Here is a 17,782-nt window from a genome sequence, read left to right as displayed (position 1 = left end):
GCCTAAACACCCACAAACCAATGGCATGGTTGAACGGTTCAATGGCCGAATCGCGGATGTGCTGGCCACGCATCGTTTCCAGTCTGGTGAAGATTTGGCACTCACGCTTGAGCGTTACGTCTTCCTCTACAACCAACATTTGCCACAGCAGGCGTTGAAGCACAAAACTCCCATTCAGGCGCTCAAGGAGTGGCAGAAAAACAAGCCAGGATTATTCAATAAGCGCATTATCAATCGTCCGGGACTGGACACCTAGCGCGATCAAGCACAGAATCATCGTGCAGAGGCGGATCAATATGATTCGCGTTGTAGTCCAATAAAATACGATCAACGCTCGCCTGATCCATACCCATGGCACGCAAATGCCCTGCGGCGCGGATTATGAAATCCTCGCGCCCTTGTCCATCTATTATCTTGTCGGGCCATTGAAAACCAGCAGCGGCATTTGCCGACATCGTAGCGGCAGAAACAGTGCCAGATTTTCGAACATCCTGAACTTGCTTACTTGGCATGCCATCAATCAGATCGAGCAACCATCCCGGAGCCGATGCAATACTATCTTTTGAGGGAAGTTCCTCTCCCTGCCATGTATAGGTTCGGCCATTCGCATGAATACTGGGAGGCGCAACGATATATCCGCCCTCCCCTCGAATATCGATGCCGTGTGCGATTTTTTTCACTGAGTTCCTGACCTGTCGATCAGCAGGCATCCTGAATACGTAGTGCGCACCGTTTCCGGTTTGCTGGATAAGCGCTTGACGAAGTACACCATACTGCTTTTCCAGATTATCAAGCGACTTGTCGCCACCATCTCCATCATCACGATCAAGCACGAAAATGCCACTTTCATTCCCGGTACGGATACCAATGTTGTAGGGTTTGTCGGCGAACCATTGACGAATAGTTATCTCGTTCGTCGTAGCGTCAGTGAGTCCATGAGGAGCAAATTTGCTATAGGGGTGCTTGCCGGGTTTGCACTTCGCATTTACCTCAGGACCACCGCACGAACAGGTGCCATCGTGGCGAATATAGTGCAGCGGAATAACCGGCCAGCCTAACCTTGCATAATGCAAAGCGTAATCAAGTTTTGTATTCATATGGTCAGCTTTCATACTGGCCCGGCACTCGAATCAATCGAGGCCGGACACCTTTAGATAAATTCAAAAAATGGTTAGTGGTTAGCGCTGTCGGCTGAATCGGCAGTTGGGCGAATTGTGTTCGCGCACAACATCGTAGCCAGATAGGACCGCCCCAAGGATTGCGCAGCCGTTGGTGATGTACAAATCCATGGACCTTTCTATTTCGTGTTTCAATCCATAGCTACCTGCTTGTTTGTACATCTCGTTTTGCCTGAAGTAATCGCAAACTGTTTCAATCTGCTTTAGATACTCCGGCTCGAAAAACTTATCACGGCGAACGGGAAAGCGATCATCCCCATATGGAGAATTTGGTGCATCAATATCGGAGCGGAACCCGTCGATGCAAAGATCTGGCATAGAGGTAAGCGCACGGTGCATGCGTGCCAAGGAGAAAGAATCAAGCATGATTGCCCCCTTCAAACTTAGCGGACAGCCAAGCGTCGATCATCAACGAATCCCAAACGGTAATGCGTTCAGAAATTTTATGGCCGTGTGGAAATTTTCCAGCCTGAATCAGCCGATAGGTATGGGTGCGCGACATCCCCGTTTTTTCGAGGACTTGGGGCAAGCGAAGTGCTTTGCGCGTTTTTGTCGTATTGATGGGCTCCGCCGACTTGGCGGTTTGTGATTGGGTTTGCATAATGGAGGCTCCTACATGGGTTATATGCGATGCCCCCACCGTGGAAGCACCTTGCATGCTTCACAGGTTACCCAAGGGTTACCATGTGATCCCCGTGCTAAAACCCCCGTTTTAGCCCCGCTTGTACTTTAGGCGGACAATGTTTGCCTGTTCTGAAATTTCCGGCCATGTAACACCACTTGCACGTAGCGCAGCACGTCGTTTTTGAACTTCACGCGGGTTCAATCCGCTTCCATCGTTTAGATCAATGACAAGATCAAGCACCGATGCTTCGGCTACCGTACTCCGAACATAGCGGCTCCGGAACTCAGCCAACAGCGCAGCATCCTCATAAACAGTAAAACCTTCATCTTTCGGGCTCCCTGGCTTGTTAGCGCCGAAGGCCAAACTTGCAATCGTACCATTCATAATTTCGTCCGCTGCACGGCACCATTCAAGCCAAGCCCAATATGCGCCAGCAGCACTTGCTGCCTTTTGAATTTCTGGTTGCAACAGCCAGCCTTTAAGCTCGGTAAAAATTTGGGGATGGTAACGACGCAGCCCGGCAAATTTTTTATTTAAAACCGCAAGGGGATTTTTATCGTTCGCTCCCGCATGCCAAGCACTAAGCACGGCTTCCATGACTTTAAACACTGGATCAGGCACTTCCACTCCCTCCATTGCTACATAGAAACACCTGATAGCCGTAGGCAACTGCCCCGTTCTTGCACTCATGCAACACCTCGCAATTGAATATCAATGCCATCGGTGAACACAGCACCGCAATAACTAGCCCAGTCATCCATCAACCTGCGCCGTTTTTCGAATAGGTCGCCACGTCTGTAGGCTGCTTCAACAGCGTTGCCAATGGTGTGTGCAAGCGCCATCTCAGCAACTTCCCGGGGATAATTGGTAGATTCAGCACACCAGTCGCGAAAGGTCGAGCGGAAACCATGGACTGTTAGATCGTTTCTATCCATCCTGCGTAGGCAGGCAGTCAACGTCATATCGGACAGCGGTCGCTGCGGTTTGCTACTAGGAAAGATGAAAGGACTGTTATCCAGTCGTGGCAACGCTTCTAAAAGTGATAGCACTGCCGGAGAAAGCGGCACCCGGTGCTCTCGGCCTGCCTTCATGCGTTCTGCCGGGATTGTCCATACCCGTTCGGCTAAATTTATTTCAGACCATACAGCACCCCGCACCTCGCCAGAACGGGCTGCGGTCAGAATAGAAAATTCTAAAGCCCGGGCTCCCATCGCATCCTTGGTGCGTAGTAACTGCATGAATGCACCTATTTCCTTGAACGGTAAGGCAGTGTGATGCTCAACCTTTTGTACTTTGCTGGGAGGGGCCAGTAGCTTATCTAAGTGTCCGCGCCACCGCGCCGGATTTTCTCCCTCACGGAATCCATGTGCAGCAGCCCATGCAAGTATGCTTTCGATGCGGCCCCGCAAACGCGAGGCTGTTTCGTTTTTCTCAATCCAGATCGGGGATAGACACTTAATTACCAGTGCGGTATCAATGCTCGAAACGGGCAGGTCACCCAAGATGGGGTAGGTGTAGGTTTCTAATGTGTTCTCCCACTGGCTTGCATGCTTGGGATTTTTCCATCCTGGCCTTAGCGCCTCCATGCAGGCGAATGCACATTCCTTGAAAGTCATGCGCTTGGCTTGCTCGATACGCCTTGCAGCCCGAGCTTCCTGCTTCTCTGCCAATGGATCAATTGGTGCTGTTGGGTGTTTAACTTTGTTTCGATAGTCCGCAGCTAGTTTTCTGGCTTCGGCCAGAGTTACATCATCCAGTCCACCCAAGCCCATGCTTTTTCGCTTGCCATCTGGTGCAGTGAATCTGAATACCCACGTGCGACTTGCCCCGCGCACAAACAGGTAGAGATTTCCACCGTCCGCATGCCATCCATCAGGCAACTTCTTGAGCATTACAGGCACTAACTTTCCCGGCTCATGATTACGCTTAGCCATAATCACCCTATAATTTGTATACCAATTTGTATACCATTATAGGAGGGATTGAATGGGATTCCAACAAATCCCACCATGCAACACTCAATAATAAGTAACTGTTTTAAATGTGTATTCTAGTTAACACAAGGGATGCACCGGGACGCTATAGTTATACGGAAGGCGGACACCGCTTCCGCCAGAATATAAAACTAAAGCCCTGATTTATCAGGGCTTTAGTTTTTATGCACTTCTAGTATGCCATTGGGCATGCCACTGATTTGGCATCCAATATCCTGTATTGATCCTCATTGCATAGCCTCTTGCGCATCACGGACGCATCCAATCTTTATCTATCATTTTGACTTAGCCACCGAGCAGGCTTCTGCGCATAGCGAATTCAGAAAACTCAGCTTCTGGTCACGTGGCAACTGTTTGATAGCCCATTCGGCACGTGATGCTGCGGCACGATCCGGGAAGTTGCAGGATGCCAGGATGCGGACAGGCGAATTAGCACGCGTGAACCGTGCACCTTTGCCACTACGGTGTGCTTCGTAGCGGGCCTCCAGATCATTGGTGATGCCTGCGTAATAGGCACCATTGCGGCATTCCAACAAATACAAGCACCACTGTTTGGTTAGCTGTGTCATCCGTTGCAGCCCTGATTGAGGGTTTCCAGACGGTAAACCAGCGGATTACCTTCGCCCTGGATTTTCAAGATCCGTACATGACGCATCTGTTGCCACGAAGCAACAGAGCACGTCTTGGCCCAGGCACACCAGCGCTTCCTATCTTGATTACTCATACTGAGGCTATAGCGCGTGTGCATGTACCCGTCTTATACCCCCAATCTGCACCCCTGCAAAATTGAGCGTAGTTGTTAACAAAAAGGGCCTACGCATGTAGGCCCTTGATTTAACTTATAATTATAAAAACAAAAAAAACTGGTGGGCCTCCTCGGAGTCGAACCGAGCACCAACGGATTATGAGTCCGCTGCTCTAACCAAGCATGAGCTAGAGGCCCAAAAGAGCGCGCATTCTACCAAGACGCGGCGTTTTCAGGAACCTTTGCGCCTATTTTCCGTGGGTGGGTACCAACCTTCGCGCTCCAGTCTCTGCCAGACTGTTTCGCGCTCGGCCTCGGACATGGCTACCCAGTTGGCCACCTCCACAAAGGTTCTACCGCATCCGCGGCAAATGTCATCGCCCACTGCGGTTGAGCACAGGGCGATGCACGGGGATTCGGGTCGTTGCGGTTTGTTTTGCATGCACGCACTTTGCAATGTGCAAGGCGTGCCGTCAACCATCATGAAAATGTCACATTTTCTTAGCGGCAACGTCACATGATCTGGTGATGATCGCTACTCATGAGCGAGCATCCCAATACACAGGCGCACCCGACGCGCCTCAAATTCCGCAGCATCTGGATTTCCGATATTCACTTGGGAACTTCCGGTTGCCAGGCAGATTATCTGCTGGATTTTCTCAAGCATACCGAATCGGAATACCTGTATCTGGTCGGCGACATTATCGATGGCTGGGCGCTGAAACGTTCCTGGTTCTGGCGACAAGCCCACAACGATGTGATTCAGAAACTGCTGCGCAAGGCCCGGCGTGGCGTCAAGATTACCTATATCCCCGGCAATCATGACGAAGCTGCCCGCCAGTTTCTCGGACTGATGTTTGGCGAAATCCGCATCGAAAACGAACTGGTTCACACCACCACCGACGGTCGCCGCTTTTTGGTCCTGCATGGGGATCGTTTCGATGGCGTGGTGCAGTGTGCCAAATGGCTCGCCATAGTCGGGGATCGCCTCTACGAACTTACCCTGCTGCTGAACCGCATCTTCAACCGGGCGCGTGGCCGGCTCGGACTGGGTTATTGGTCGCTGTCACAATTTCTGAAGCACAAGGTCAAGTCGGCGGTGAATTTTGTTTCGCGCTTTGAAGAGGCAGTCGCCGCAGAAGCACGTGCCATGAATCTGGATGGCGTGATCTGCGGCCATATTCACAAGGCCGAAATGCGGGATGTGGGTGGCGTGCTGTATTGCAATGACGGCGATTGGGTGGAAAGCCTGACAGCCTTGGTTGAACTGGAAAACGGTGAACTGCAGATCCTGCATTGGCAGCAATTCTTCAGCGAGCAGTCGGCAGCTCTGCAGGCAGGAAATCGAATCGAAACACAACTGGAGGAAGTCACGTCATGAAAGTGATGATCATCACCGATGCCTGGGAACCACAAGTCAACGGCGTGGTGCGTACGCTCAAGCAAACCCGGGCCGAACTGGAAAAACTCGGGCATACCATCGACATCCTGTCCCCGCTGGAATTCCGTACATTGCCCTGTCCCACGTATCCGGAAATTCGGCTATCGGTTTTTCCCTATGCCGAGATCAAACGGCGTCTGCAAGCATTTGCACCGGATGCGATCCATATCGCTACCGAAGGTCCGCTGGGGCTGGCTGCTCGCAAATACTGCAAGCGCAACAGCCTGCCGTTTACCACGGCCTACCACTCACGTTTTCCCGAGTACGTACAACTGCGCTTTGGCATTCCTCTCTCCTGGAGCTATCCGTGGTTCCGTAACTTTCATAATGCAGCCGAAGCAGTCATGGCACCCACGCAGGTTGTGATTCGTGATCTGCATGCGCAGGGTATTCGCAATGTCGTGCATTGGTCACGCGGCGTGGATCTGGAAATATTCAAGCCGGGATCACGTGATCGCCTGCAAACGCGCAAGCCGATTTTTGTCTATGTCGGGCGCGTGGCCGTTGAAAAGAATATTGAGGCCTTTCTGGCACTGGATCTGCCCGGCAGCAAATGGGTATGCGGAGATGGCCCGGCCGCCACAGCACTCAAAGCCAAATACCCGGAGGTGAACTGGCTCGGTGTACTGAATCAGCAAGAGCTTGCACGTGTCTACAATGCCGCGGATGTGTTTGTTTTCCCGAGCAAGACCGACACCTTTGGACTGGTCCTGCTCGAAGCCATGGCCTGTGGCTGCCCGGTTGCCGCCTACCCGGTGACCGGACCAATCGATGTAATCGGTACGGATGGGCCCGGCGCACTGCGCGCGGATCTGCGTGAAGCCTGCCTGGCCGCATTGGAAATCGAGCGCGATAAGGTACGCCAGTTTGCGCAGCGTTACTCCTGGGCGGCAGCCAGTCGGCAATTTTTATCGCATCTGCATCCGTTTACACCGGCGGCCCAACAAGAACTGGCACAGGTTGATCTTGCTACTTACGTCACCGACCAGCAGTCGTAATACACCAACAAATAGCTTTCAAATTTATTTCACCGCTTGTCGGATGGCTTGACCGATATTCAAGAAGCTCGAATACTCTGGTCTAATCTGAATGGCAGTTTGTGTGCCTATAATCAGAATAAACCCCGTTCGACGAGCCTCATACATGCCAGACCTTGTCCAAGCACTTCAGGCGCAAATTGCTGAGCTTCAAGCTCAGGTACAGCAACTCCAGCAAGAAAATCGCCTGCTGCAGGAAAAACTGACCGCTGCACTGGATGGCACTGATCTATGCATCTGGCAAGGCAACATACAAAGTGGCGAACTGACTGTTTTCAATCTGCAAGATTTCAAAGCCGGAGAAATGGCCCCACATTTCGATTTATGGTTGGCCCAACTTCATCCGGAAGACAAAGATACTGCTCTGACGAGTTATTTCGAACACCTGACCGGCAAACGCCCGTTCTACGAAGCAGAATATCGCACCGTGCGCAAAGATGGAGCGGTTACCTGGCTATGGGATCGCGGTCGCGTGGTGGAACGCGACAAGCAAGGCCGGCCGTTGCGCATCATGGGTGCGCATCTGGATATCACCCGCCGCAAGGAATTCGAGCACCGCCTCTCGCATATGGCGCATATTGATCCGCTTACCGGCCTGGCAAATCGACGCCTGTTGATGGAAAGGCTGCGCCAGGAAGTCGAGCGTGCTGAGCGCTATGACCAGCGTTTTGTGCTGGCCATGCTGGATGTCGATCATTTCAAGAAATTCAACGACAAACATGGGCATGATGTCGGCGATCAGATTCTGGTAGCGGTGGCCCGTCATATGGAAGGTGCCCTGCGCGATTACGATATTTGTGGGCGTTGGGGCGGTGAGGAATTTCTGTTGGTCCTGCCACAGACAGCACTGGTCGATGCCCATGCAGTCATCACCCGGTTACACCACGGTATCAGCCAAGTTTCCATCCAGAGCCATCGTAAGGCACTCTCAGTCACGGTCAGTATCGGTCTGGCTGAACACCAGCCCGGCGAAGGCTATGCCGAGACCCTGTTGCGTGCGGATGCAGCCCTGCTCACGGCCAAACGCAGCGGTCGAAATTGTCTGTTGAGTGCATAATTACGCTCCTTGCACCCAATACCCTCAGGCAATGTTTTCTTTTCTGAAGCGCAATCAGCACAACACCCGCCAAGCACAGATCAGCGATGCACAGTGGCAATCCATTCTGAAGTTTCCGCTACTCCGCGGATTGAGCCAGCAGGAGCTTACACAGCTACGCGACACCGTGGCCTGGTTTCTGCATGACCGCGTGTTCGATACTGCGCACGATCTGGTTCTCGATAGTGAACAGTTGCTGGTGATTGCCGTGCAGTGTTGCCTGCCCATCCTGAATCTGGATCGCAATGGTCTCGACGATTGGCGTGAAGTCATTGTTTATCCCGGCCAGTTTGTCAGTCGCACGCATACGTATGAATCGGTAAGCGATTATCTTGGCATCGTGCATGAAAGCGACGATGTCCTGGCCGGGCAGGCCCGTTCCGATGGGCCATTGCTGCTGTCATGGCTGGATAGCGCCGAATCGCCCTGGCTTGATGGCTGGAATGTTCCCATCCACGAAATGGCCCATAAACTCGACATGCGTTCAGGTGAAGCCAATGGCTGCCCGCCGCTACATACCGGCATGGATTACCAGGCATGGAAAACAGCCTTTACCCTTGCCTTTGAAGACCTGCGCCGCCAGGACGACAATGACGAATTCGGCCCGATCGATGCCTATGCGGCCGAAAATCCGGCGGAATGCTTTGCCGTACTCAGCGAATATTTCTTTGAATTGCCGCATGTTCTGCTTGATACCTACCCCGACGTTTACCAGCAGCTGAAGCTGTTCTACCGCCAGGATCCGGCCAGCCGCCTGCCACGCATCAAATATCGGCCATGCGATCCGGCCTATTTGCCAGCCGAATATCTGCGGATGCAATCATGATCCACCTACACGTCGAAGGCATGCCGGCTGTACTTCTGCAGACCATTGAGAACCTGAGCCTATCCAGTATTGCGCCAGAGAATGCCAGCCACATGCTGCGCTGGCATGAAGCACATCTGGAGATTGCGCCGATTCACGGCAAGGGTGCGGTCTGGGTCGATTTTGTTGGCGGAGCACAGGCACACCGGCGCAAATTCGGTGGAGGGCGTGGGCAGCCAGTAGCCAAGGCCATTGGCATCAAGGGTGATTTCCTGCCTCGCGTGCTGGATTGCACCGCAGGCCAGGGGCGTGATGCCTTTGTATTGGCCAGCCTAGGCTGTGAGGTGGTCATGCTTGAACGCAATCCGATTGCTTACCTGCTGCTGCAAGATGGCCTGCAGCGCGCCAAGCAAGATCCGGAAACGGCCACTATTGCTGCGCGCATCAGCCTATTGCATGCAGATGCCAAGGCATGGCTGGAAAATCCTGCACAAACAGGATTCGATGTAGTCTATCTTGATCCGATGTTCCCGGAGCCGGATAAACGCGCCAAATCCAAGAAGGACATGGCTGCCTTTCAGATTCTGGTCGGCGGGGATCCGGATGCGGATGCACTGCTGTTACCGGCGCGCAAACTTGCCGGCAAGCGCGTCATTGTCAAGCGGCCGCGTCATGCGCCTTGGCTGGCAGACGAAAAACCCAACTTCGTGTTCGAAGGCGAAAGCACGCGCTTCGACGGTTACTTGCCCTTGCTATAGTTTTTCAATCGGCCTGGTGCTTTTTGCCGGCGCATCCGGCAGCAATTCGCCCAGGGCAGGCAATTCGCCGCTATTGTCAAACGGCACCCCTCCCGGTAGCCAAGGTGCATACAGCCGACCCGTGATCCGATAAGTCAGCGGTTTATCAAGCGATTGCAGCGCGCGCAACTGTTTCCATACTCGCCCCAGACTCGTCGCCACGGTCAGCCTGACCAAGGCATCTCCGTGCTGCGGCAAGGTTACCTTGTCGCTACCCACGCCACTGGCGAACTTCTCGCCATTCAGGTCGAGCGAGAATTCCACGCCATCTACGCTGACTGCGCGGTCATTGGGATTGGTCACCCGCAATGTCACCAGAAACCGCTGTTCGAACAGGCCGATTTCCTGCAGATCCAGACCAGCCAGTGCTACCTGCGGTTTTTCCAGGCCGAGCATGCTGGCGCACGCAGTCAGCATGCCGGCGCAGCACAATATCAGTAAACGACGCATGAATTTCTCCTCTTACGTTTTGCTGCCATCAAGCAAGGGGTGCAGCTTTTGCGCAATCTCATCGGTAATCGGCAAGGCGCCGACGCAATCCGGATGCACCACGGCAAATGTCACTTCCGCTTCGGCCACACGCTTGCCGTTATCCTGCCTGGTAATCTGCTGCACGATAATGCCGGCACGCGGCAGCAAGCGATCCAGCCGGGTAGCGATCTGCAATGTGTCACCTATGGTAGCCGGCCGCAGATAACGGATATCGATACGGCTGACCACCAGCGCATAGCCCTGCTGCATGAACCAATCCAGTGCTCGGCGACTTTCCAGCATATCCCAGCGCGCAGCCTCCAAAAACTCCAGATAACGCGCATTGTTGACATGGCCATACAGATCCAGGTGATACCCGCGTACCTTGATTTCAGTGTTATGCGACAACGTCATATCAGGCTATCAATTTACAAGAAGAAACTCGATGAACCACATCACAAAAACAAAGCCGTTTCCCCGTTCAATGCCGGGGAAACGGCCTTTATCCATGCATGCTTCGCTATCAGAAACGCTCGGGCAGCTTTTGCAGAAGAATGATCTTCTTGTTTTCCAGCTTGATATAGCCGCCAAAAACCAGTTCCTTGAGGATGCGGGCAATCATTTCCCGGGAGGAACCCACCCGATCGGCAATGGCTTGCTGCGTCAGGGGCTGGCTGATCATCTCCTGCCCATCCACAGTGATGGTGAGCGATTCAAACAACGCGCGCACTCGGCCGTATACATCGAGCAATGCCAGCGATTTCATCGTATTGGAAAGCCGGCGCACGATGCGGGCAAGGTTCTTGATCACCAGGTCTTTCATGGCCGGGCTGCTTTCCAGGTGGCGCACGAATTCCTGTTTCGGCAACATCAGTACCACAGCATCTTCTTCTACCTGCGTGGTCCAGCCGCGCGGTTCGTCATCAATCAGTGAAATCTCGCCAAACACATCCACCGGCTCACCAATCTTGAAAACGAATTCCTTGCCCAGGTTATCGCTGGTCAGGGAACGGGTACGCCCTTCGATCAGCACATACATGGCATCGGCTTCCTCGCCCTCGCGGAACAGGTAAGTGCCTTTCGGTATGCTGCGGCGGATAAAGGATTTGCTGATATTTTCCAGGAGTTCTTCCGGAAAACCCTCAAACAGCGGGAGATCGGCAAGAATGGTTTTCATGTTGGTTCCTGTCTGCATGTTCGTTCATATTTTCAATGTTTGGCGGCATTCGTCGCTGCAGAAGAAGCCGCTGATGCCGTTGGCTTCCCTGCGGTTTCTTCACCAACATCATCCGCGCCCTCCTCCTGCATTGCAGCGGGTACATCTGGCGGCGGCGGGATGATGTCAAGCTTCTTGGCTTGCATGTATTCGTTCATTTCTTTCCAGCCAGTAAAAATATCCGGCTTGGAAACCTTGGGATTACGCGCATAGCAATCTTCCAGTGATCGGCCCGTCTGGCGACAAGCTGCACCGATTGCCTTGCCCACCAATTTCTGCTTGTTGATCTGTTCATCGATCAGATCACAACCCGGCAAAATTACGGCAAGCACGCAGCAAGCACAAAGTGTGCGCAACGAAGACACGATTGGAAATACCCCAAATTGTTACATTTTGTCTGAATTGTAGCTTAATAATGCTTCCATGCAGGATGGCATAACGAAAAAAACGGCGAGGTTTAACTCGCCGTTTTCCATGATACGAAAAATCAGATCACAGCTGTTCGATGCCTGCCAGAACCCAGCGCGGATCATTTTCCGAGGGGCGGACAAAATGCCAGGCCTCAGCAAATGGCACAGCAGGGGCATTGAGCGACTCGCTTACACGGCCCGAGAAACGCACACTTGCCACCAAGCGGCCATCTTCCCGGCTACTGTCGAGCAGCTCGGCCTGCAGATCCTGGAACTCCGCCACCTCACGATTGGCACTGATTTCCGCCTTGAGTGCTTCAAACAGTTCGGGAGTCAGGTATTTACGGACTTCCTCAAGCTGCTCTGGCGAATTCAGCGACTGGATGTGCTGGAATGTTGCTTTTACCTGGCGCAAAAAGGCAGCTGTTTCCGTACCGTCCGGCAGACGGCCATTCACGTTGGCCACCGGAGCAGCAGCCATCCCTTCGCCCATACGGAAAACCTTGCGCTCGTCATTCCGGCCCGCCGGCGCCGAACCAGAAACCGAACGCATATTTGCGCCAGCTGGCTGTGCACGGGCACGCGTCAGCATGCGCGCTCCCAAGAAGGCAATCGCCCCCAAGGCCAAGATCCAGCCCCAGGGAATACCGCCCTGTTGCTGAGCTGGTGCGACTTCTTCAGCGACCGGGGCAGAGGCGTTGCCAGAATCCATGGCTTGGCTCACGAGATAGCCCGTCGCGGCACCTGCTGCCACGCCTGCGGCCACCCCACCCCAACCAGGACCGCTGCGCTGTGGTTGCTGAGCAGGCTGGGTCGGTTGTTGCGGTGGTGTTTGCTGCGCCTGACGCACGGGCGCGCTTCGGGTAATTTGACTGCGCTGCATGCCAGTTGAACGGCCGCCACCCATGCGTGCAGCTTCAGCCACGCCGGCAGCAAACATGGAAACGGAAAGCAGGGCGATCATCAAGGAACGTCCAGACTTGCTCATGAAATTTGATCTCACAGGGTCGCGCAACATTACGCAAGGTAATTAGTTTGTGTTTAATGGAAAAAGTTCAAGAGGCACGCAAACCACGTTCAATTGTCACACCCACACGACCGACTTCGTGCAGGATACCAAGCTTGGTAACCGATACACGAACCCAGGGTGCGCCGAAATCCTGCCGGATCACGTGGGCAATATGCTCGGCCAAGGCTTCGAGCAACAAAAAATGTTGCTGCATGAGCGATTCGCGCAATGTACTGACCACTTTGTCATAGTCAATCGTATCCGTCAGGTTATCTGACGCACCAGCCCGCGAAGACGGCAAGCCGATTTCGAGATCCAGCTCGACCACCTGCGGCGCTACGCGCTCCCACTCGTACCAGCCTATCAGGGTCTTGGCACGTACCGTATGCAAAAAAATGATATCCATCAAACAGCTTCATCGCTTGGGCAAAACCCGGCGATGCCTTAGAATCCGTGGCCTGCGATTGTAGTGGATTTCACAATGAACCTGTTATTTCTTGTTGTTGCGGCGTATCTGATTGGCTCGCTTTCGTTCGCCGTGATCGTATCCCGATTGATGGGTCTTGCCGACCCGCGCACCTATGGCTCCAACAACCCCGGCGCCACCAACGTATTGCGCAGCGGCAACAAGAAAGCTGCTGCGCTCACCCTGCTTGGCGATGCCTTGAAGGGCTGGATTGCCGTGACACTGGCACAACTCGCCGCCCCGTACCTGGGCCTGGGTGATCAAGCCATCGCAATGTGTGCGGTTGCCGCGACAGTCGGCCACATGTGGCCGGTATTTTTCGGGTTCAAAGGCGGCAAGGGCGTGGCGACGGCACTGGGCATCCTGCTTGCACTCAATGCCTGGATGGGACTCGGATTACTGGCAATCTGGCTGTTCATGGCCAAAGTAGTGAAAATTTCATCCCTGTCCGCGCTGATTGCGGCAGTATGCTCACCGCTCTTTGCCTGGTTTTTGCTTCCGGGCCAGCATTACTTCATCGCCGTTTGCGTAATCGCCCTGCTGCTGATCATCCGCCACAAGAAGAACATCATCGGTCTGATTTCCGGCCAGGAAGACAAAATCGGACAGAAATCCGATTCCAGCGACAACCAGTAACCTCTCATATGCAGCAAGCCCGCAGCAGATGCGGGCTTGTCTTGATTTCAAGCGATTTTCTATCCACGCTTGTTTTCACTGCGCACCAAACGCGCTTTTTCGCGCTGCCATTCGCGCTCCTTCTCGCTTTCGCGTTTGTCATGCTGCTTCTTACCCTTGGCCAGACCGATTTCCAGCTTGATCCGGCCACGCTGAAAATGCAGATTGAGCGCCATCACGGTATAGCCAGCACGATCGACGCGGCCTGACCATTTCTCTATTTCACGCCGATGCATCAGCAGTTTGCGCGAACGGGTTGGATCCGGCTTGACGTGGGTCGATGCAGTGGTAAGCGGTGAGATGTGCGCCCCCACCAGCCAAAACGCCCCGTCCATGTAAACCACATAGGATTCCTTGAGCTGCACGCGACCAGCCCGGATGGATTTAACCTCCCACCCATCCAGCACCAAACCCGCCTCGATGCGTTCTTCAATAAAATAATCGTGAAAAGCTTTGCGATTGTCGGCAATGACCGTCATGGCACAGAATTCGTTGTTATTGAGCAAAAGATCATTTTAACAGCCTTGTCTAACTTGGACCGCATTCATGAAACGCATTCTTTGCCTCTACACTGGAGGAACCATTGGCTGTCTGCCCACAGCGCAAGGACTTGCACCTGCAGCGGGCTCACTGACCAGTCCGCTGACCGAACTAGCGACAGGCCTGCCCGAATCACCCCAAATTGAGTTGGTCGAGTACGCCGAACTGCTCGATTCATCGAGCATGGGGCCTGCCGACTGGAATCGCATCGGCGCCGATATCGTGAAATACCATGATGATTTCGACGGATTCGTGATCCTGCATGGCACCGACACCCTCGCCTATACCGCTGCCGCACTCTCTTACCAGCTTGAGCATCTGGCAAAACCCGTGTTGATTACAGGATCGCAACGGCCATGGCATACCGAAGGCAGTGATGCCCCTGCCAATGTTGCGGCAGCGCTGAACAATGCCATCGTCGGAAAGCCGGGCGTGAGGGTTGCATTCGGGGGACGCCTGCTTCCCGGGACTCGTGTGCGCAAATCGGATGCGGATCGCGATCAGGCATTTACCGCGCCAAACTGGAATGGTCACTGGCCAGATACGCCAACGACCAATAGTCCGGCCAGCTTGATCGAGGTTGATCCTGCAGCCAGGATCATCGGCCTGAAGCTCTATCCTGGCTTCAGTTATGACTGGCTCCGCGCCGCGCTGGCCACGCCCATTCAGGCAATCGTCATCGAAAGCTACGGCAGTGGCAACCTACCGGCACACCCCGGGCTGCTCGATGCACTGCAAAACCAGGCAAAAGCTGGTGTAGTTCTGGTCAACTGCACGCAATGCCATGCCGGCAATGTTCAACAAGGGCATTATGCTGCCAGCAGCATTCTGAACCAGATCGGCGCTTTGCCAGCCGCGGACATGACACCTGAAGCGGCACTCACCAAGCTGTACATGCTGTTTGCCAAGCAGGAATCCCGTCGGGAGATTTGCAATTTGTTCCGAAAAAATCTGCGGGGTGAGCTGAACGCGGATTTGTGCTAATATCCGCTCGCGTTGTGCAGGATCGTTTGATTTTGCATTCCATGGCGGGCCTCCCCGCATGGCTAGAAGGTGAACCTGGTCAGGACCGGAAGGTAGCAGCCACAGCTTTTGATGCCAGTGCCGGGGGTCGGGCTCGCCACCCTTCCCTGTTTGTTTACAGTCTTTCCCAAGCCTCCCAATCACGATTCACACGCTGTTCACTCCAGTGCTGATTGTGTACGCCAATTTCCTGGGCGGCGCCCTCCTGACAGCATGTCGCACAGACATTGAACAGGTGCCATTCCGCTCATTATCAGCATTTTCTGATCCGTTGACGCCTTGTTGACTTCGATCAACACAGCAACGCCAAGACTCGCGCATCATGCGCTCCGCAAGCTGATGCTTCGTGTATCTCCAGTGGTAATTCAAGCCGCGCTACCCAGCGCGGCTTTTTTTTCGTGCTTCAATCGAGACTGACAGGAACTCAGGGCAAAAACTGCCGGATCATAAACTGCAGGTAATCTGCCGCTTCCTTGCTGCCGTCAGCCGGCGCCCACGGCGCTTTTTCATCCAGCGCCAGAGGCACATACGGCCCGGCCTTGCTCTCGAAAATAACCGATCCGGGCTCCAATGCCACCACACTATGGTAGACGCCTGCCGGCATATCAACGCCAACCGTTCCGCTATTGGGGGCAAGAATGCGCGACATGCTCACCGCACCCGTATCATCAAATGCCAGCACACCCACCCTGCCAGCCAGCACGATCAGCGTTTCGGCCTTTTCCTCATCCAGATGGCGATGCGGCCGAATATAGCTCTGTGGCTCGATCGCATTAAGCAGGCGCTGGCACGGTGATTTTTCGTCACTATGCAGATTATGATTGATGCGCTTTTTTGGTGCATTCCTGGCATCTTTGGACAGGGCTGCCATCATTCGTGAATCGATTGCGCTAAACTGGCTCATTTACTGGACTCCAGACGAAAAAAAAACCCGAAACGGGCTGCGTTCCGGGTTTGCCAACAACATCTACAAAGGAGAAACTATCAAGGTGCAACCAGCCGCAACCTGAAGTTTGAATCACTTTACGACTAAAACAGTGCATGGTCAAGCCCTTTCGCACCACTTCCGGGCAGAAATTTATGTCGGTCTTGGGCTTATTCATACAGGTATAATTATCATTACCAATAATAAAACGGATACACAGCCATCATGTCTTTGCCTGACCCACGCCAATATCCGCCAGTCAACGCGCGCAACCCGATCATTCGTCAATTGATGTCAATGCTGACCGAGCATGACGAGAACCTGGTTGCGGCCAAACGTGCCGAATTGGTCAACATGATAACCGATCTGCTGATTGCCAAGGATCATGCAGCCATTAATGCCGCCCAGACCCAGGCACCCGCGCAGGATGCCTGGCAATCCCTGTGGCAGATTCTGTGCGAAGTTGTCAGCAAGCACCCGGAAAACTGCGATATCCATACCACCCTGTTTGCCTTGCCTATCATTGTGGTTGCCGCCTCGTCGCAGGAATGCACCGTACCCGGAATACTGGACAACCCAGATCAAGTGTTGCAGATCTTGCGCCGGCATGGCGTGCTGGCACAGGATGCAGAAGCAGTCATTGCGCCAGGACTGGTTTCTGCCGAAGCAATGGCAGCGTTCAGTCCTGCCAGCCTATATCAATGGAAATCCGGGGCAATTGATACATTCCGGCTGGATCAGCAGAGTCCGCTCAATCTGCCAGCCAGCCCGATTCGCGCCAAGGAAGAGTCTGCCTGGTTGCGTTTTATCGTCGGAGCCGTTTGCGGATCAACCGCCCGACCTGCACCCATCCGCCTGGGGGGTCTGGTTGAAAAATGGGGTCTGGAGCTCTCGCAGGCGCTCGGCGAACAGTTGAAAACGGCAAATGCCACCGTATTGGCCATCCCGCGCGCACCGCAAGGCTGGCAGGAGGCGCAGCAAAACGGGCGCACCGTCTTGCTGGAAACGCGCTTGCAACTCACCGCCAGCAGTGCAATCCGAGCAATCCGCGCCAAAGGTCGTACCCCGGTGGCAGTGATTGCAGCTCACGAAAACGATGAAATCCGCATCACATTTTCATCGCAGGAAGATGCCGAGCGCTGGCTGGGCTTTGTCTGGCCGCTCTCGCCCGCCGACCGGGTCGAGCATATCCAGCAGTTTGCCCTGATGCTGCTGCGGGATTGCCAAGTCTATGATGTTCGTGTGATCGACACCTTGCAGCCTGACCGCGAAGGCGATTTACCCTTTTTCGTGACTGCACATTTCGCCCCGGTCTCCCACCACTGATGG

The 17,782-nt window shown here is 53.9% G+C and carries 24 protein-coding genes, 1 tRNA gene and 1 other RNA gene; 10 read left to right on the top strand and 16 right to left on the bottom strand.

The features are described 5' to 3' along the window. Nucleotides 1–256, top strand: a 256-nt coding sequence (locus AC0KVQ_RS10935; protein WP_473421196.1) for an integrase core domain-containing protein, incomplete at its 5' end; no start/stop codon positions are given. Here the strand turns inward: AC0KVQ_RS10935 and AC0KVQ_RS10930 are convergent. The 8 genes from AC0KVQ_RS10930 to AC0KVQ_RS10895 form a co-directional block, all read right to left on the bottom strand. Further along, on the bottom strand, nucleotides 231–1,097 hold the full coding sequence (locus AC0KVQ_RS10930) for a bifunctional DNA primase/polymerase (RefSeq protein ID WP_473421195.1): 867 nt from the start codon (nucleotides 1,095–1,097) through the stop codon (nucleotides 231–233). The two genes, AC0KVQ_RS10935 and AC0KVQ_RS10930, sit on opposite strands and share 26 nt — an antisense overlap. 81 nt (nucleotides 1,098–1,178) lie before the next feature. Beyond that, on the bottom strand, nucleotides 1,179–1,544 hold the full coding sequence (locus AC0KVQ_RS10925; protein ID WP_473421194.1) for a hypothetical protein: 366 nt from the start codon (nucleotides 1,542–1,544) through the stop codon (nucleotides 1,179–1,181). Continuing rightward, complete coding sequence (locus AC0KVQ_RS10920) at nucleotides 1,537–1,779, bottom strand: helix-turn-helix transcriptional regulator (RefSeq protein WP_473421193.1); 243 nt, start codon at nucleotides 1,777–1,779, stop codon at nucleotides 1,537–1,539. Before AC0KVQ_RS10920 ends, AC0KVQ_RS10925 begins: the two co-directional genes overlap by 8 nt. A 111-nt stretch (nucleotides 1,780–1,890) precedes the next feature. Continuing rightward, nucleotides 1,891–2,493, bottom strand: coding sequence for a hypothetical protein (locus tag AC0KVQ_RS10915; RefSeq protein WP_473421192.1), 603 nt, complete (start codon nucleotides 2,491–2,493; stop codon nucleotides 1,891–1,893). Next, nucleotides 2,490–3,737: a tyrosine-type recombinase/integrase gene (locus AC0KVQ_RS10910; protein ID WP_473421191.1), complete on the bottom strand. Its 1,248-nt coding sequence runs from the start codon at nucleotides 3,735–3,737 to the stop codon at nucleotides 2,490–2,492. The genes AC0KVQ_RS10915 and AC0KVQ_RS10910 overlap by 4 nt, the downstream gene beginning before the upstream one ends. Before the next feature lie 335 nt (nucleotides 3,738–4,072). Next, a complete protein-coding gene (locus tag AC0KVQ_RS10905) occupies nucleotides 4,073–4,366 on the bottom strand; it encodes a GIY-YIG nuclease family protein (RefSeq protein ID WP_473421190.1) in 294 nt (97 codons plus the stop codon). 295 nt (nucleotides 4,367–4,661) lie between these two features. Continuing rightward, a tRNA-Ile gene (locus AC0KVQ_RS10900) sits at nucleotides 4,662–4,740 on the bottom strand. Between the two features lie 34 nt (nucleotides 4,741–4,774). Then, a complete protein-coding gene (locus AC0KVQ_RS10895) occupies nucleotides 4,775–4,984 on the bottom strand; it encodes a DUF1289 domain-containing protein (RefSeq protein ID WP_473421189.1) in 210 nt (69 codons plus the stop codon). Nucleotides 4,985–5,083: 99 nt separating this feature from the next. On the opposite strand from AC0KVQ_RS10895, the gene AC0KVQ_RS10890 reads away from it, so the two are divergent. The 5 genes from AC0KVQ_RS10890 to AC0KVQ_RS10870 all read left to right on the top strand — a co-directional run bounded on the left by AC0KVQ_RS10890 (nucleotide 5,084) and on the right by AC0KVQ_RS10870 (nucleotide 9,679). Further along, nucleotides 5,084–5,923: a UDP-2,3-diacylglucosamine diphosphatase gene (locus AC0KVQ_RS10890; protein WP_473421188.1), complete on the top strand. Its 840-nt coding sequence runs from the start codon at nucleotides 5,084–5,086 to the stop codon at nucleotides 5,921–5,923. Continuing rightward, a complete protein-coding gene (locus tag AC0KVQ_RS10885) occupies nucleotides 5,920–6,981 on the top strand; it encodes a glycosyltransferase family 4 protein (RefSeq protein ID WP_473421187.1) in 1,062 nt (353 codons plus the stop codon). The genes AC0KVQ_RS10890 and AC0KVQ_RS10885 overlap by 4 nt, the downstream gene beginning before the upstream one ends. Before the next feature lie 145 nt (nucleotides 6,982–7,126). Then, entirely contained in the window at nucleotides 7,127–8,077 is a 951-nt protein-coding gene (locus AC0KVQ_RS10880) for a diguanylate cyclase (protein WP_473421186.1), read from the top strand. 31 nt (nucleotides 8,078–8,108) lie between these two features. Then, complete coding sequence (locus AC0KVQ_RS10875; protein WP_473421185.1) at nucleotides 8,109–8,942, top strand: M90 family metallopeptidase; 834 nt, start codon at nucleotides 8,109–8,111, stop codon at nucleotides 8,940–8,942. After that, complete coding sequence (locus AC0KVQ_RS10870; RefSeq protein ID WP_473421184.1) at nucleotides 8,939–9,679, top strand: class I SAM-dependent methyltransferase; 741 nt, start codon at nucleotides 8,939–8,941, stop codon at nucleotides 9,677–9,679. The genes AC0KVQ_RS10875 and AC0KVQ_RS10870 overlap by 4 nt, the downstream gene beginning before the upstream one ends. On the opposite strand, the gene AC0KVQ_RS10865 is transcribed toward AC0KVQ_RS10870, so the two are convergent. From AC0KVQ_RS10865 to AC0KVQ_RS10840, 6 genes are all read right to left on the bottom strand, one after another. Beyond that, a complete protein-coding gene (locus tag AC0KVQ_RS10865) occupies nucleotides 9,674–10,168 on the bottom strand; it encodes an LEA/WHy family protein (RefSeq protein WP_473421183.1) in 495 nt (164 codons plus the stop codon). The genes AC0KVQ_RS10870 and AC0KVQ_RS10865 overlap by 6 nt on opposite strands. Nucleotides 10,169–10,180: 12 nt before the next feature. Then, nucleotides 10,181–10,603, bottom strand: a complete 423-nt coding sequence (locus tag AC0KVQ_RS10860; RefSeq protein ID WP_473421182.1) for an acyl-CoA thioesterase — start codon at nucleotides 10,601–10,603, stop codon at nucleotides 10,181–10,183. 109 nt (nucleotides 10,604–10,712) lie between these two features. Beyond that, complete coding sequence (locus AC0KVQ_RS10855; RefSeq protein ID WP_473421181.1) at nucleotides 10,713–11,366, bottom strand: Crp/Fnr family transcriptional regulator; 654 nt, start codon at nucleotides 11,364–11,366, stop codon at nucleotides 10,713–10,715. A gap of 32 nt (nucleotides 11,367–11,398) precedes the next feature. After that, nucleotides 11,399–11,674, bottom strand: coding sequence for a hypothetical protein (locus AC0KVQ_RS10850; protein ID WP_473421180.1), 276 nt, complete (start codon nucleotides 11,672–11,674; stop codon nucleotides 11,399–11,401). 223 nt (nucleotides 11,675–11,897) lie between these two features. Further along, nucleotides 11,898–12,803, bottom strand: coding sequence for a Tim44 domain-containing protein (locus tag AC0KVQ_RS10845; protein ID WP_473421179.1), 906 nt, complete (start codon nucleotides 12,801–12,803; stop codon nucleotides 11,898–11,900). Between the two features lie 67 nt (nucleotides 12,804–12,870). Next, nucleotides 12,871–13,230, bottom strand: coding sequence for a dihydroneopterin aldolase (locus tag AC0KVQ_RS10840; protein ID WP_473421178.1), 360 nt, complete (start codon nucleotides 13,228–13,230; stop codon nucleotides 12,871–12,873). Between the two features lie 75 nt (nucleotides 13,231–13,305). On the opposite strand from AC0KVQ_RS10840, the gene plsY reads away from it, so the two are divergent. Continuing rightward, nucleotides 13,306–13,926 (top strand): glycerol-3-phosphate 1-O-acyltransferase PlsY, encoded by a 621-nt coding sequence (gene plsY, locus AC0KVQ_RS10835; protein WP_473421177.1) that lies wholly within the window; start codon nucleotides 13,306–13,308, stop codon nucleotides 13,924–13,926. Nucleotides 13,927–13,985: 59 nt separating this feature from the next. Here the strand turns inward: plsY and smpB are convergent, their stop codons facing one another. Then, the gene (gene smpB, locus AC0KVQ_RS10830; protein ID WP_473421176.1) at nucleotides 13,986–14,444 is read right to left on the bottom strand and encodes an SsrA-binding protein SmpB; all 459 of its coding nucleotides are present in this window, start codon (nucleotides 14,442–14,444) and stop codon (nucleotides 13,986–13,988) included. A gap of 67 nt (nucleotides 14,445–14,511) precedes the next feature. On the opposite strand from smpB, the gene AC0KVQ_RS10825 reads away from it, so the two are divergent. Both AC0KVQ_RS10825 and ffs read left to right on the top strand, forming a co-directional pair. Then, complete coding sequence (locus tag AC0KVQ_RS10825; protein WP_473421175.1) at nucleotides 14,512–15,489, top strand: asparaginase; 978 nt, start codon at nucleotides 14,512–14,514, stop codon at nucleotides 15,487–15,489. 43 nt (nucleotides 15,490–15,532) lie between these two features. Continuing rightward, nucleotides 15,533–15,630, top strand: an RNA gene (gene ffs, locus AC0KVQ_RS10820) — signal recognition particle sRNA small type. 322 nt (nucleotides 15,631–15,952) lie between these two features. Here ffs and AC0KVQ_RS10815 read toward each other — a convergent pair. Beyond that, entirely contained in the window at nucleotides 15,953–16,432 is a 480-nt protein-coding gene (locus tag AC0KVQ_RS10815) for a WbuC family cupin fold metalloprotein (protein WP_473421174.1), read from the bottom strand. Nucleotides 16,433–16,678: 246 nt separating this feature from the next. On the opposite strand from AC0KVQ_RS10815, the gene AC0KVQ_RS10810 reads away from it, so the two are divergent. Continuing rightward, entirely contained in the window at nucleotides 16,679–17,779 is a 1,101-nt protein-coding gene (locus tag AC0KVQ_RS10810) for a hypothetical protein (RefSeq protein WP_473421173.1), read from the top strand. Nucleotides 17,780–17,782 lie beyond the last annotated feature (3 nt).

This window comes from Formivibrio sp. oc-25 (assembly GCF_055810895.1).
This window is presented reverse-complemented; position numbering and strand designations above follow the sequence as displayed.

Coding starts and splice junctions, on each gene's coding strand:
- AC0KVQ_RS10930 (WP_473421195.1), bottom strand. CDS start 1,097: ATGAATACAAAACTTGATTACGCTTTGCATTATGCAAGGTTAGGCTGG.
- AC0KVQ_RS10925 (WP_473421194.1), bottom strand. CDS start 1,544: ATGCTTGATTCTTTCTCCTTGGCACGCATGCACCGTGCGCTTACCTCT.
- AC0KVQ_RS10920 (WP_473421193.1), bottom strand. CDS start 1,779: ATGCAAACCCAATCACAAACCGCCAAGTCGGCGGAGCCCATCAATACG.
- AC0KVQ_RS10915 (WP_473421192.1), bottom strand. CDS start 2,493: ATGAGTGCAAGAACGGGGCAGTTGCCTACGGCTATCAGGTGTTTCTAT.
- AC0KVQ_RS10910 (WP_473421191.1), bottom strand. CDS start 3,737: ATGGCTAAGCGTAATCATGAGCCGGGAAAGTTAGTGCCTGTAATGCTC.
- AC0KVQ_RS10905 (WP_473421190.1), bottom strand. CDS start 4,366: ATGACACAGCTAACCAAACAGTGGTGCTTGTATTTGTTGGAATGCCGC.
- AC0KVQ_RS10895 (WP_473421189.1), bottom strand. CDS start 4,984: ATGCAAAACAAACCGCAACGACCCGAATCCCCGTGCATCGCCCTGTGC.
- AC0KVQ_RS10890 (WP_473421188.1), top strand. CDS start 5,084: ATGAGCGAGCATCCCAATACACAGGCGCACCCGACGCGCCTCAAATTC.
- AC0KVQ_RS10885 (WP_473421187.1), top strand. CDS start 5,920: ATGAAAGTGATGATCATCACCGATGCCTGGGAACCACAAGTCAACGGC.
- AC0KVQ_RS10880 (WP_473421186.1), top strand. CDS start 7,127: ATGCCAGACCTTGTCCAAGCACTTCAGGCGCAAATTGCTGAGCTTCAA.
- AC0KVQ_RS10875 (WP_473421185.1), top strand. CDS start 8,109: ATGTTTTCTTTTCTGAAGCGCAATCAGCACAACACCCGCCAAGCACAG.
- AC0KVQ_RS10870 (WP_473421184.1), top strand. CDS start 8,939: ATGATCCACCTACACGTCGAAGGCATGCCGGCTGTACTTCTGCAGACC.
- AC0KVQ_RS10865 (WP_473421183.1), bottom strand. CDS start 10,168: ATGCGTCGTTTACTGATATTGTGCTGCGCCGGCATGCTGACTGCGTGC.
- AC0KVQ_RS10860 (WP_473421182.1), bottom strand. CDS start 10,603: ATGACGTTGTCGCATAACACTGAAATCAAGGTACGCGGGTATCACCTG.
- AC0KVQ_RS10855 (WP_473421181.1), bottom strand. CDS start 11,366: ATGAAAACCATTCTTGCCGATCTCCCGCTGTTTGAGGGTTTTCCGGAA.
- AC0KVQ_RS10845 (WP_473421179.1), bottom strand. CDS start 12,803: ATGAGCAAGTCTGGACGTTCCTTGATGATCGCCCTGCTTTCCGTTTCC.
- AC0KVQ_RS10840 (WP_473421178.1), bottom strand. CDS start 13,230: ATGGATATCATTTTTTTGCATACGGTACGTGCCAAGACCCTGATAGGC.
- plsY (WP_473421177.1), top strand. CDS start 13,306: ATGAACCTGTTATTTCTTGTTGTTGCGGCGTATCTGATTGGCTCGCTT.
- smpB (WP_473421176.1), bottom strand. CDS start 14,444: ATGACGGTCATTGCCGACAATCGCAAAGCTTTTCACGATTATTTTATT.
- AC0KVQ_RS10825 (WP_473421175.1), top strand. CDS start 14,512: ATGAAACGCATTCTTTGCCTCTACACTGGAGGAACCATTGGCTGTCTG.
- AC0KVQ_RS10815 (WP_473421174.1), bottom strand. CDS start 16,432: ATGAGCCAGTTTAGCGCAATCGATTCACGAATGATGGCAGCCCTGTCC.
- AC0KVQ_RS10810 (WP_473421173.1), top strand. CDS start 16,679: ATGTCTTTGCCTGACCCACGCCAATATCCGCCAGTCAACGCGCGCAAC.